Below are 12393 nucleotides of genomic sequence, written 5' to 3'. Positions count from 1 at the left end.
CATCCGATCGTCCGCGACCGCGGGTGATGTCCAGCGCGGGAGATCATCTCGACGTCACGCTGGACGCCGAGCTGTCGGCCGGGCTCCGCCGCCTCGCGACGACTCTCGCCGTCACGCCGTTCGCCGTCTTCCAGTCGGCCCTGGCCCTCACCCTCGGCAAGCTCGCCGCGGTGGACGACGTCAGCATCGGCACCCGCGGTCGCGGACGATCGGTGGGCAGTTGCAGAAGGTCGGGTGCGCCGTGGAGTTCGGTGCGCCAGAACTCCAGTCCCTCGACCAGCGCGGGCGACGGCCGTTCCGGGGTTCCGAGGACCTCGGCGCGTTCGACGGCGACATCGGCGTACTGCATCGGGAGCGGGGTGAACTCGGGCTGTTCCCCGGCGCGCCTGCTCTCGTAGGCGGTCATCAGGTCCCGGAGCAGCGGCCGCAACGAATGCCCGTCGGCCGCGATGTGGTGGAGGACGAGCACGACGACGTCGCCGCGAGGGTCCCCGGTGAGCAGGCGGAAGCGGAACGGGATCTCCTCGGCGAGATCGAATCCCACCTCGGTGATCGCGGAGATCGCCGCATCGAGCCCCCGCTCACCGACATCGATCGGTTCGGAGTCGCACACGGCGCCCGCGGTCGCGGTGTCGAGGATGCGCTGTTCCGGTTCGCCGTCGACCGCCGGGAACACGGTACGCAGGATCTCGTGCCGGTCGAGGACGTCGAGCGCTGCGCGATGGAGCACCTCGGGTTCCACCGCATGGGTGAGCCGGAGCGCACCGGACATGTTGTAGGTCGACTCGGTCGGGGACATGCGGTTGATGAACCACAGCCGGGTCTGCGCCTGGGACAACGGGATACGCGCCGGGCGCGGCAAGAGGCGACGCTCCGGCGGTTCCGGCACGGTGTCCGCCACGACGGCACGGGAAGCGAGGTCGGCGAGGTCGTCGCTGTCGAAGACGTCGGTCAGGGCGATCGTCAGACCGTGTCCGATCCGGGCCCGGGACACCATGCGGGCTGCGAGGAGCGAGTCGGCGCCGAGGGCGAAGAGATTGTCCGACAGGCTGACCCGTTCCCGACCCAAGGCCTCGGCGACCATCGAGACGATCGCCTTCTCCGCCGGTGTCCGGGCCTCGCGGAACTCCGTGGTCTTGTCCGTGAGGTCCGGGGCGGGCAACGCCGACTGGTCGAGCTTGCCCGAGCGGTTCGTCGGGAAGGCGTCGAGGAACACCACGGCGAGCGGCACCATGTGGCCGGGCAACCGCCGGCGGCAGAAGGCGCGGACGGCGTCCGAGTCGGGGACCCCGGAGGTTCCGCGGACGTACGCCACGAGTACCGGCGCCGGTCCGAGATCTCGCCGGGCCACGACGACCACCGCGTCGACACCCGGCATCGAGGCGACCACCGATTCGACCTCGCCGAGCTCCACCCGTTGCCCGCGAATCTTCACCTGATGGTCGCTGCGACCCAGGTACTCGAGTTCGCCGTTCTGCGTCCACCGCACCAGGTCGCCGGTCCGGTACATCCGGGCACCCGGCCCACCCAGCGGATCGGCCACGAAACGTGATGCGGTCTGCGCCATCGCGCCGAGGTAGCCGTTGGCCAGCTGTGGGCCCACGAGGCACAGCTCACCGGCGACGCCGACCGGGACCGGCCGCAGGCGGCGATCCAGAACGCGCACGACGGTGCCCGCCACCGGTCGCCCGATCGGCACGACGGTGTCGTCGGAGGTCACCCGATGGGACGTGACGTCGATGGCCGCCTCGGTGGGGCCGTAGAGGTTGACCAGGCCGGCCGACGAGGTCCGGCGGAGGCGGCGAGCAAGCTGCGCCGACAGCGCCTCCCCGGAGGTGAAGACCCAGCGAACTCGGTCGGGCAGCGACGTCGGCGTACCCGACCCGTTCTCGGTCGGACCCACCACGTCGAGATAGGCGTCGAGCATGGACGGGACGAAGTGGAGCACGGTGACCGCGGCCTCGTCGATGAGGTTCCGCAGGTAGGCGGGGTCCCGGTGGCCGTCCGGTTCGGCGATGACCATCCGCGCGCCGGTCTGCAGGGGCCACAACAGCTCCCACACCGACACGTCGAAGGTCGCCGGGGTCTTGTAGAGCACCGCGTCGTCGGGGCCGATCGGATGATCTCGTTGCATCCATGCGAGGCGGTGCTCGATCGCCGCATGGTCGACCTCGACACCCTTCGGTACACCGGTCGAGCCGGACGTGAAGATCACGTAAGCGGGCTGATGCGGCAACGGACGGGAGCCAAGCGGTGGTACCTCGTCCTCCGGACCTGTCCCGGCGTCGATCGCGTCGATCGCGTCGATCCCACGGTCGGCGAGGAACTGTGCGTCCACGGTGAGGGCAGGCCGGACGATCGTGGCGATGGCGTGGCGTCGTTCCTCCGGCTCGGCCGGATCGACGGGTACGTACACCGCCCCGAGGCCGATGATCGCGTAGATCGCGCACACTTGTTCCGGGGAGCGATCGAGGGCGACGATCACCCGCTCCCCCGCGACGACTCCCTCGTCCGCGAGGATGCGCGCGAATTCGTCGACCGCCAGCGACATCTCCCGGTAGGTCAGGCGCGAGTCCCCGAAGACGAGCGCGGTCGAATCCGGCGCCACGGCGACCTGTCGCGCGAAGGGGGCCAGGATGTGCTCGGCGTCGACGCCAACCGCCGGGCCGCCGTCACCGAGCCGCTCGACCGCCGCCGGTTCACCTGGGATGAGCAGGTCCAGCGCCGCCACCGGCCGATCCGGGGCGTCGACGAACTGCTCGAGGACGTGAAGTAGCCGCGCCCGGTGGGTGCGCAACTCCTCGGGGTCGTACAGGGCCGGGTTTGCGTGGAGACCCACCTCGAGCGGCGCCTCGGGCCCTGCGGCGAAGACGTTCATCACGAGGTCCTCGACCATGCCCGCGGACAGCATGTGATAGCTGACGTGGGCCCCGTCGATCTCGATCGGCTTGTCGAAGAGCAGAAGGTTCACCAGCGGACCGAAGGACGTACCGGTCGCATCGCCGAATCCGGCTGCGGCACGGATGTCCTCGGAGCGGTACCGCTGGTGGCGGAGAACCGCGGTGATCTCCGAGGTGACCGCGGCGACGACATCGGCACAGGTCGCCGCGCCCACACCGTCGACGCGCAGCGGCAACATGTTGGAGACCATGCCCATCGACTGCTTGATCCGGGCGGTGGTGCGAGCCGTGACGGGCAGGCTCAGCACGATGTCGTCGGCACCGGACATCCGGGCGAGGAAGGCGGCGAAGGCCGCGGTGAGAACCGCGGCGACGGAGGCGTCCAGCTCTCGGGCACGGCGTCGCAGCCGGCTGTCGAGGTCGGCGTCGAGCATCCCCGCCGCCACCACGGTCTCGTTGCGTATGCCGGTGGTCGCCGGATGGGTGGCCAGTGACACACGTTCGGGCAGTCCGGCGGCGCGTTCCGCCCAGAACGCACGGTCCTTCTCGTGACGCGTGCTCTGGCGGTAGGCGGCATCGTCGGCGATCACCTCGGCGAGGGTCGCGCGCCGCGGTGGGACGCGGGCCTCGGCCGCGACGGCGGCGTTGTAGCGGGCCACCGCTTCGTGCAGACAGACGAGCGCGCCGTAGCCGTCGAAGGCGATGTGGTGACCGCGCATGTACCAGTAGGTACGGTTGTTCGCCACGCGGATGAAGGCCGCGAAGCCGACCGGGTCGTTCAGCAGGTCGACCGGACGCTCATGGTCCGCACGCATCCACTCCTCGGCCGCGCCGAGCGGGTCGGGCCGGTCGCGCAGGTCCAGCTCCACCACGTCGAACGGCAGCGACTCGTCGATGTACTGCATCGGCGTGCCGTCGACCTCGGCGATCCGGGTGTAGGCGGTCTGGAGTTCCCGCGAACCCTCGATGACGCCGCGGCGGAACAGCCCTCGGTCGAATGGACGTCCGTCGTCGATGATGTCCAGGTAATGCGCGATGGTGATCGAGTGGTCGTCGTCGAGGTTCTCGGCGAACCACATGGCACGTTGAGCCGCGGTGAGATCCAGCAGGTCGACCCCCCTAGCTCCGCCGCGCCCTCCCCGGCGCCCCTCCCCGAACCCAACTTGTGGGATCCCCTCACCGAGGGGTGATTCTTCTTCCATTCCACGTCCGAACCAGTCGTCGGCGATTTGGTCGTTCGACGGCGCCGCTGACCCGTCCCCCGAGGCGTTCGCCGAACAGCCACGAATCATACGCTTTACATCTCTTTTGAGATCGAAAGTGATACAGCGCATCTCACGTCTGAGAGCCTCATCACATCCGGCACCGCACAGGTGTGGCTGATGGGACCTCATCAGCCCCTTAGAGCAACACGAACAACTCACGTCACACCGAAGGCGTTGGGTTGCGGTTTGGATTCGGTCGTTCGACCGACATCTGCCCGATGGAAGGAATCCCGTCACACGGGCGGTCCGCGGCGGGGCAAGATTGGGGGCATGACGAGCGTGCAACTGGTCGAGGTCGGCCCCCGCGACGGGCTCCAGAACGAGCAGACCCTCCTGTCGATCGACGACAAGGTCGAGTTGATCTCGCGCAGTGTCGAGGCCGGCGTCCGACGCGTCGAAGCGGTCAGTTTCGTCAATCCGAAGCGTGTCCCGCAGATGGCGGGTGCCGAGGAGGTCATGGCGCAGGTTCCGCGCGCCGCGGGCGTCTCCTACATCGGTCTGGTCCTCAACCGCCGGGGTCTCGACCGTGCCCTCACCGCCGCCGTCGACGAGGTCAACGCGGTGGTTGTCGCGACCGAGGAGTTCAGCCGGCGGAATCAGGGCTGCAGCGTCGACGAGGGCATCGCCGCGGCGATCGACGTCGTACGTGACGCTCGCGAGGCCGGACTACGGACGACGGTGACCATCGCGGTGTCGTTCGGCTGCCCGTTCTCCGGGGAGGTCGCCCCCGAGTGGGTCGGCGAGATCATCGCGCGCCTGACCGACGCTGCGGCACCGGACGAGATCGCCCTGGCCGACACCATCGGCGTAGGCGTCCCGGCACAGGTGCGCACACTCGCCGATCTCGCGGCCGCACACGCGCCGGGCATCCCTCAGCGCTGGCATTTCCACAACACCCGCAACACCGGCTACGCCAACGCATTGACCGCCCTGGAGTCCGGCGCCAGTGCTCTGGACGCATCCATCGGCGGTTTCGGCGGCTGCCCGTTCGCCCCTGCCGCGACGGGCAACATCGCCTCGGAGGACCTGCTTTATGCGCTGGACCGGTCGAACGTCACGACCGGCGTCGACATGTACGGCCTGATGGAGGCCGCGGAATGGCTGGGCAGGTCCCTGGAAAAGAGCGTCCCCGCACTCCTCGGACGCGCCGGAGGTTTTCCGGACGCCCGCTGAGGCGGGGATGCTCGTTGCGTTCTTGCGCGGGTGACTAACCCGTGGTGTGCACGATCAGCACGTCACATGCGGACTTGCGTGCCACGTCGGCCGGAACCGATCCGAGCAGGCGCCCGGCGATCGAGTTCAGGCCGCGGTTGCCGACGACGAGGAGGTCGGCCTTGACGTCACTCACCAGCTGGAGCAGCGCGTCGACCGGCGCGCCCTTGACCGGGCGCTGGACGACGGTGGCGGCTCCGGCCTTGGACGCGCGTTCCTTCGCGGTCCGCAGGATCTCCTCGGTCGGCGTCGAGCCGGTGACCTGGTAGGCCTCGTCCTTGAGGATGTCGGCGGCCTCCCCTGCGCCACGCTCGTTGGGGAAGTATGCGCACGCGATCACCAACTGCGCGCCTTCGCCCGCGAGTGCCCCCGCACGTTCCACCGCCTTCATCGACGACTCCGAGCCGTCGGTCCCGACGACGATGGTCTCGTATGCGCTCATCCCAACCTCCGACATGAATTCGCCTCGCTGCCCATCAGCGAGGCGTCACCTACATCCCCCATACTGCAGGGTTCTATCACCGGGACATTAGTTTGCCGCGGCGTGTCTGTCCGCCGATCGTGGCGATCGGCACATGTTCGCGATCTTGTGTCTTCGACGGGATCGCAGGTCACGGCCCTACTTGATGCCCGCTGCGTCCATTCCTCGAAGCTCCTTCTTCAAATCGGCGATCTCGTCTCGCAGGCGGCCCGCCAGCTCGAACTGCAGGTCGCGGGCCGCGCTCATCATCTGATCGGTCAGCTGCGACACGAGATCAGCGAGCTCGGCGCGCGGCATGGCCGAGACATCGCGCTTCTCGATTACGCCCGCACTGCCGGCCTTGGACACCTCGCCCTGCGCCCGGCGGCCGCGGCTGGCGTTGCGGCCCGAACCGCCGACCGCGACGGCCTCGTCCTCGGCTTCTCGATAGACCTGGTCGAGGATGTCGGCGATCTTCTTGCGCAACGGCTTCGGGTCGATGCCGCGTTCCTTGTTGTAGGCGATCTGCTTCTCGCGGCGGCGTTCCGTCTCCTCGATGGCGTTGGCCATCGAGTCGGTGATCTTGTCCGCGTACATGTGCACCTCACCTGACACGTTGCGGGCCGCACGGCCGATAGTCTGGATCAGCGACGTGGTGCTGCGCAGGAACCCTTCCTTGTCCGCATCGAGGATCGCGACCAGCGAGACCTCCGGGAGGTCGAGACCCTCGCGGAGGAGGTTGATGCCGACGAGGACGTCGTAGTCACCCGACCGGAGCTGCCGCAGCAACTCGACACGACGGAGGGTGTCGACCTCGGAATGCAGGTACCGCACCCGGATGCCGAGCTCGAGCAGGTAGTCGGTGAGGTCCTCGGCCATCTTCTTGGTGAGCGTCGTGACGAGGACGCGTTCGTCGCGTTCGGTGCGCTGCCGGATCTCGTGGACCAGGTCGTCGATCTGCCCCTTGGTCGGTTTCACCACGACCTGCGGATCGACCAGACCGGTCGGGCGGATCACCTGCTCGACGAACTCGCCGTTCGACTGACCGAGTTCGTACGGCCCGGGCGTCGCCGACAGGTACACGGTCTGACCGATGCGGTCGACGAACTCGTCCCAGGTCAGCGGGCGGTTGTCCACCGCCGAGGGGAGCCGGAAGCCGAACTCGACGAGGTTGCGCTTGCGGGACATGTCGCCCTCGTACATGCCGCCGATCTGCGGGACGGTCACGTGCGACTCGTCGATGACCAGGAGGAAGTCCTCCGGGAAATAGTCGATCAGCGTCGCCGGTGCACTCCCGGCCGAACGACCGTCGATGTGGCGCGAATAGTTCTCGATGCCCGAGCAGAATCCGACCTGGCGCATCATCTCGAGGTCGTAGGTGGTCCGCATCCGCAGGCGCTGGGCCTCGAGGAGCTTGCCCTTGCCCTCGAGCTCGGCAAGCCGTTCCTCGAGTTCCTGCTCGATCGACGCCATCGCGCGTTCCATCCGCTCCGGCCCCGCCACGTAGTGGGTGGCCGGGAAGATCCGCAGCGAGTCGACCTGACGCACGACGTCGCCGGTGAGCGGATGCAGGTAGTAGAGCGATTCGACCTCGTCGCCGAAGAACTCGATGCGTACCGCGAGCTCCTCGTAGGACGGGATGATCTCGACGGTGTCGCCGCGGACGCGGAAGCTGCCGCGGGTGAACGCCGTGTCGTTGCGGGTGTACTGCACGTCGACGAGCAGTCTCAGCAGGGCGTCGCGGTCGATCTCCTGTCCCACCTCGAGCTCGACCGAACGATCGAGGTACGACTGCGGCGTACCGAGGCCGTAGATGCAGGACACCGACGCCACCACCACGACGTCTCGGCGGGACAGCAGACTCGAGGTCGCCGAGTGGCGGAGTCGTTCGACGTCGTCGTTGATCGACGAGTCCTTCTCGATGTAGGTGTCGGTCTGCGCGATGTACGCCTCGGGTTGGTAGTAGTCGTAGTACGACACGAAGTACTCGACGGCATTGTTGGGCAACATCTCGCGTAGCTCGTTCGCCAGCTGCGCGGCGAGCGTCTTGTTGGGTGCCATCACCAGCGTGGGGCGCTGCACCTGCTCGATGAGCCACGCCGTCGTCGCCGACTTACCGGTACCGGTGGCACCGAGGAGCACGATGTCCTTCTCCCCCGCCTGGATCCGTGCGGTCAGATCCTTGATCGCGGCGGGCTGGTCACCGGCGGGCTCGTACTCGCTGACCACCTCGAAGCGGGCTTCGGTGCGCTCGATCTCGCCGATCGGACGGAACTCGGAGTGCGCGAGCACCGGACGTTCTGCTGCAAAAGCCATAGTGCCAGGGTAAACGCGCGCTACGACACGAGTGTTCCCGCGCGTTCAGTGGCCCGCCGCCCGACGAGCGCCCAGAGCAGCACGATGAACGAACACACCGGAATCGGCTGGCCGGTCACCGCGAACAACGCGATGTCCCCGATCAGCGCGAACGGGGCGAGCCGGGCGACCCTCGCACCCGGTACCGGCGCCTTCACCCGCGACCTGCCGGGCACGCGGGACCACGGCTTGGCCACCGACAGCCACCCCTGGAACGCGATCAGCGACGCCATCACCGCGGTGGCGACCACCAGCCCCACCGGGGCGGCCGGGACGTCCGCGCTCGCCGCGTCGTTCAGCGTCGGCGACAGGACCGCGATGCCGACCACCAGCTGTCCGATCGTGATGAGGAACTTAACCAGGACCCAGCGGTGGATGAAGAAGCCCCACGGGGTGGTCGCCGAGAGCAGGAATCCCGACATCGCCGAGACGTTCGCCGAGATCACCAGCACCGTCGTGTCGAGAATGTGGGCTGCGACCAGCCCGCCACCGTCGACGTCCACCGTCAGGACCAGCAGCGCCAGGGCCTGACTCATCCAGCTCACCGACGACAGGATGTGCAGCCAGACCAGCAACTGTCGGCACCGTTTCCCGGACGGCGGCGAGATCCGGATGCGCCCGGCGGTCGCCCGGCCCCGCCCCGATCCGGGGCGTCGTTCCACGAGAGAAGGGTTCACCGTTCGACCTTGCGCGGGCCACGTCGGTCCGCACATCCGGAACATCTCCCATGTTCACCCTGAGATCGACTGCCGGCCGAACTACATTCGGAGAATGACGAGCAACAGCGGTCCCATGACGGCCGCGCCGGCCGGACCCCACTCGATGCACCCGCCCAAGCGGGAGGTCTTCGACGTGCCCGCGATGACGAACACCGACAACAAGGGGTTCGTCCGGGAGGTCGAGGAGTACCGCGTCACCGACTACGGCCTCTACATGTCGCGCACTGCACCGGGCCACCCGAAGTTCGACCATCTCGAGTCGTGGCTTCTCCCCTCATTGGGATTGCGCGCCAACATCTTCCACTATCAGGGCGGGTATCGGGCGGATCAGCGTCTCTACCTCGACATCGGCCGGTTCTCCGGTCCCGACCAGCACGGCCGCTGGTACGCCGAGGACTGGTACCTCGACCTGGTCGACGTTCCGGGATCACCGCTGGAACTCATCGACGTCGACGAGGTCTTCGAGGCGCACCGCTGCGGACTGCTCGACAACGACCAGTGCGTGGAGGCCGTCGAGATCGCGACCCGCGCGCTCGTCGGGGCGGCCGCTCACGGCAACGACGTTCAGGCCTGGCTCGACGACGCGGTCGGCGGCGTCGTGTTCTTCCGGGACCACCGCCCCGATCACGCAGGGTGATCCGCAGGGCCGCGCGCCGATGAGCGACCGGATGGCCTACGACGGACTCAGTAGATGGGCAACACGAAGCACGCGCCGTTCCGGATGAATTGCGGCAGTTGCACTCCCGTCCCCACGTCGACGGTCCGCGTCTTGACCACCCCGTCGAGGTTCGCGGTGAGCACGTACCGTCCGGGCGCCGAGGGCCGCCAGATCGGGGTGACCTCGACGGTGGCGGGCTTGGCGTTGTAGATCGTCACGGTGCGGCCCGCCCGGGTGGACGTCACCCTGAGCGTCGACTTCGCCGACTTCGGATCGCCGACGATCACCGACAACGTGTAGGCGCACCCCGCACCGTAGAGGTTGTAGTTCGACGACCCGTTCGCCGAGGAGCCGTAGCCGGGCAGCGTGTCGACGGCGATTCCCTGCAGGGCTGCGTTCGCCGGCGCAGCACTGATCGCGGCGGCCGTGAGCGCCGCTCCGACAACGATGCCGCCGACGACCCTACGCACGTGTTTCGAACTCCCCGAACCCCACATATGTGCTCCTCACAGCGCTGTACCGACTCGGCCGTCCGCACCGGGATCGGCGCGTCGAAAGCAAAGCTAACAGCGCGGAACGCGCCATGTGGCCAATTCAGGCAACATTCGTAGTCAGTTTGGCCCCTCAGGCGGTTGCGACCCGAACTGTCGCGGGCCGCCCCGGATCGCAGGACCCGTGAACACCGGGACCGGCGGGCGCGAACCCGCCGTCCGCGAGGAGGTCGACGAGATCTGCGGATGCGGCGTCGTCGCGCGCGGTGATCCGGAGCTCGACCTTCGCCGCGTCGGCGATCTCGACGGCGGTTGCCCGCTCCCCGGCGATCGCCCACAGCCGATTGACCAGACGCCCCGCCGGACCATCCGGATTCGGTTCTGCGGCAACGAGTTCGGGGACCGGATCGGCGACCCGGCGCGCGCGGACGTTGGCCTCGAACGGCACCAGCCGATCGTCCCAGACCCGCGCCGCGGCAGCAGCGAGATCATCGGCAGTTCCGGAGTTGTCCAGCCAGACGTCGGCGACCGCACGACGCTGCTCGTCGGTGGCCTGCGCGGCGATCCGAGCACGCGCGTCGGCCTCGTCGACGCCGCGCATCGTCGTGAGGCGATGCAGTCGGACGTCGGCGTCGGCGAACACGATCACCACGAGATGGAAGAACGGCGCGGTGTGGTTCTCGACCAGCAGGGGGATGTCCTGGACGACGATGGCGTCGTCGGGTGCCGCCGCGAGCAGTTCCTGCGTGCGCGCACCGATCAGCGGGTGGGTGATCCCGTTCAGCGTCTTGCGCGACTCCTCGTCGACGAATGCCTTCGCCGCGAGCGCCGGACGGTTGAGGCTGCCGTCCGCGGCCAGGATGTCCGGACCGAAGGCCTCGACGAGCCCGGCGAGACCCTCCGAACCGGGTTCGACCACCTCGCGGGCGATCTTGTCCGCGTCGATGATGTACGCGCCTCGTTCGACGAAGGTCTTCGCCACGGTCGATTTGCCGGCGCCGATGCCACCGGTCAGTCCTAGCCTGATCACGCCACCAGTCTGGCAAACAGGTTCCTGACCGGTGCGCACCGGCGCCCCGTGTGTCGTGTCGCCTCAGCCGGTGACCGCGACGAGTTCGATGGTCTCGTGCGGCAGGGTGGCCTCGCCGACCTTCTCCCCCGTGTTCAGGTCGATTGCGACGATCTTCTTCGACGCCGGGTCGGCGACGTACGCGATGCGGTCCTGCACCACGACATTGGGCATCGGCGACTGCCATTCGTCGGGTTCGGCCCATTCCCCGATCGCCGGGATGCGGGCGGTGCGGTTCCCGGATTGCGCGTCGAACACGTGTAGCGCGCCGTCGGTCCCGAGGATCACCGCGGACCCGCCGGGGCCACGTTCGAGCGACCGGAAGCTGTAGGAGGTGCCGAGGTCGACCAGCCGGAGGTCGCCCGTTCGGGTGTCGGTCAGCGAGAAGCGTGTCGGCCGTTCGAGTTCGGCACCCTCGTCGCTCTTGTAATCACCCAGCACGACCGGGGAACCGTGGTCACCGGCCTGGTTCCCGATGCGGCCGTAGGAGTCCGGGCCGGCCACCTTGCGGATGTCGTTGCCGTCGACGATCAGGATGCCGTCTTCGCAGCCGAAGGTCAGGCGGCCGTCGGCTGCGGCGGCCTCGCCGTGGACGCCGGGGCATTCGTCGTTCCGGGCGATCTCGTTCCGCTGCTTGTCCAGGATCGCGATACCACTGCGCGATTCCTCGTCGCCGCGCGTGACCACGACCGATCCGTCGCCGCGGAAGACGGCCACACCGTGATGGGCTTGCGGGACCGTGAACGTGGTGGCCACCGGATTGCCGCGCAGCAGTTCCGCGGGTTCGACGATGTCGACCTGTCCGGTGCCGTCACTGAACAGAGTGATACGCGAGTCGTGGACCACGACGTGTCCGGGTTCGGCTCCGCCGAAACGCATCCCGGTGAGCGAGGGTTGGGTCGTGTAGTGGTGACCGTGGTCGCCGTGCGCCTTCGTCCAGGTGCCGGTGTCGAGGACACGGAACCCGTCGGCCTCGGAGACGAAGACGTGCCGCCCGTTGCCCGCGCTGTTCAACCGGACGAATCCGTCGACGGGAAGGTCGGCGATCTGCTCGAGCGAGGAGGCGTCGAGCACGAGGATCCCGCCGTCGTAGCTGAGGGCGAGTCGCGGTGTGGCGCTTTGCTGTTCCGCCGGTCCGCTCGAGGATTCGGCGGGCGGGGCCGCCTGCTCGGTGTCGCCACAGGCGACGAGCGCGATGGAGGACGCCGCGAGCAGCGCGAGGGAACGGGTCAGAGTTGTTCGTGGTGATAGCACTCGGACAGTC

At 68.3% G+C, this 12393-nt stretch carries 8 protein-coding genes and 1 pseudogene; 2 read left to right on the top strand and 7 right to left on the bottom strand.

The features are described 5' to 3' along the window. Positions 1–190: 190 nt before the first annotated feature. Positions 191–4102: pseudogene (locus LQD00_RS11080) on the bottom strand (amino acid adenylation domain-containing protein); the annotation flags it as partial. A 333-nt stretch (positions 4103–4435) separates the two neighbouring features. Between LQD00_RS11080 and LQD00_RS11075 the strand changes: the two are divergent. Beyond that, the gene (locus tag LQD00_RS11075; RefSeq protein WP_232717204.1) at positions 4436–5338 is read left to right on the top strand and encodes a hydroxymethylglutaryl-CoA lyase; all 903 of its coding nucleotides are present in this window, start codon (positions 4436–4438) and stop codon (positions 5336–5338) included. Positions 5339–5372: 34 nt separating this feature from the next. Here the strand turns inward: LQD00_RS11075 and LQD00_RS11070 are convergent, their stop codons facing one another. From LQD00_RS11070 to LQD00_RS11060, 3 genes are all read right to left on the bottom strand, one after another. Further along, positions 5373–5819, bottom strand: a complete 447-nt coding sequence (locus tag LQD00_RS11070) for a universal stress protein (protein WP_006358695.1) — start codon at positions 5817–5819, stop codon at positions 5373–5375. Positions 5820–5996: 177 nt separating this feature from the next. Then, positions 5997–8153: an excinuclease ABC subunit UvrB gene (gene uvrB, locus LQD00_RS11065; protein ID WP_040536675.1), complete on the bottom strand. Its 2157-nt coding sequence runs from the start codon at positions 8151–8153 to the stop codon at positions 5997–5999. Between the two features lie 20 nt (positions 8154–8173). Beyond that, entirely contained in the window at positions 8174–8869 is a 696-nt protein-coding gene (locus LQD00_RS11060; RefSeq protein ID WP_232717203.1) for a hypothetical protein, read from the bottom strand. Between the two features lie 94 nt (positions 8870–8963). Here LQD00_RS11060 and LQD00_RS11055 point away from each other — a divergent pair, with 94 nt between their 5' ends. Next, a complete protein-coding gene (locus LQD00_RS11055; protein ID WP_232717202.1) occupies positions 8964–9548 on the top strand; it encodes a DUF402 domain-containing protein in 585 nt (194 codons plus the stop codon). A 47-nt stretch (positions 9549–9595) separates the two neighbouring features. Here the strand turns inward: LQD00_RS11055 and LQD00_RS11050 are convergent, their stop codons facing one another. From LQD00_RS11050 to aztD, 3 genes are all read right to left on the bottom strand, one after another. Next, positions 9596–10066, bottom strand: coding sequence for a hypothetical protein (locus LQD00_RS11050; protein WP_232717201.1), 471 nt, complete (start codon positions 10064–10066; stop codon positions 9596–9598). A gap of 127 nt (positions 10067–10193) precedes the next feature. Further along, positions 10194–11090: a dephospho-CoA kinase gene (gene coaE, locus LQD00_RS11045; protein ID WP_232717200.1), complete on the bottom strand. Its 897-nt coding sequence runs from the start codon at positions 11088–11090 to the stop codon at positions 10194–10196. A 63-nt stretch (positions 11091–11153) separates the two neighbouring features. Next, complete coding sequence (aztD, locus tag LQD00_RS11040; RefSeq protein WP_232717199.1) at positions 11154–12383, bottom strand: zinc metallochaperone AztD; 1230 nt, start codon at positions 12381–12383, stop codon at positions 11154–11156. Positions 12384–12393 lie beyond the last annotated feature (10 nt).

It is taken from the genome of Gordonia metallireducens (genome assembly GCF_021245825.1).
Taxonomy (GTDB): Bacteria; Actinomycetota; Actinomycetes; order Mycobacteriales; family Mycobacteriaceae; genus Gordonia; species Gordonia namibiensis.
The sequence above is the reverse complement of the archived record's forward strand: the minus strand, read 5'-3'. Positions and strand labels throughout refer to the sequence as shown.

Coding starts and splice junctions, on each gene's coding strand:
- LQD00_RS11075 (WP_232717204.1), top strand. CDS start 4,436: ATGACGAGCGTGCAACTGGTCGAGGTCGGCCCCCGCGACGGGCTCCAG.
- LQD00_RS11070 (WP_006358695.1), bottom strand. CDS start 5,819: ATGAGCGCATACGAGACCATCGTCGTCGGGACCGACGGCTCGGAGTCG.
- uvrB (WP_040536675.1), bottom strand. CDS start 8,153: ATGGCTTTTGCAGCAGAACGTCCGGTGCTCGCGCACTCCGAGTTCCGT.
- LQD00_RS11055 (WP_232717202.1), top strand. CDS start 8,964: ATGACGAGCAACAGCGGTCCCATGACGGCCGCGCCGGCCGGACCCCAC.
- LQD00_RS11050 (WP_232717201.1), bottom strand. CDS start 10,066: ATGTGGGGTTCGGGGAGTTCGAAACACGTGCGTAGGGTCGTCGGCGGC.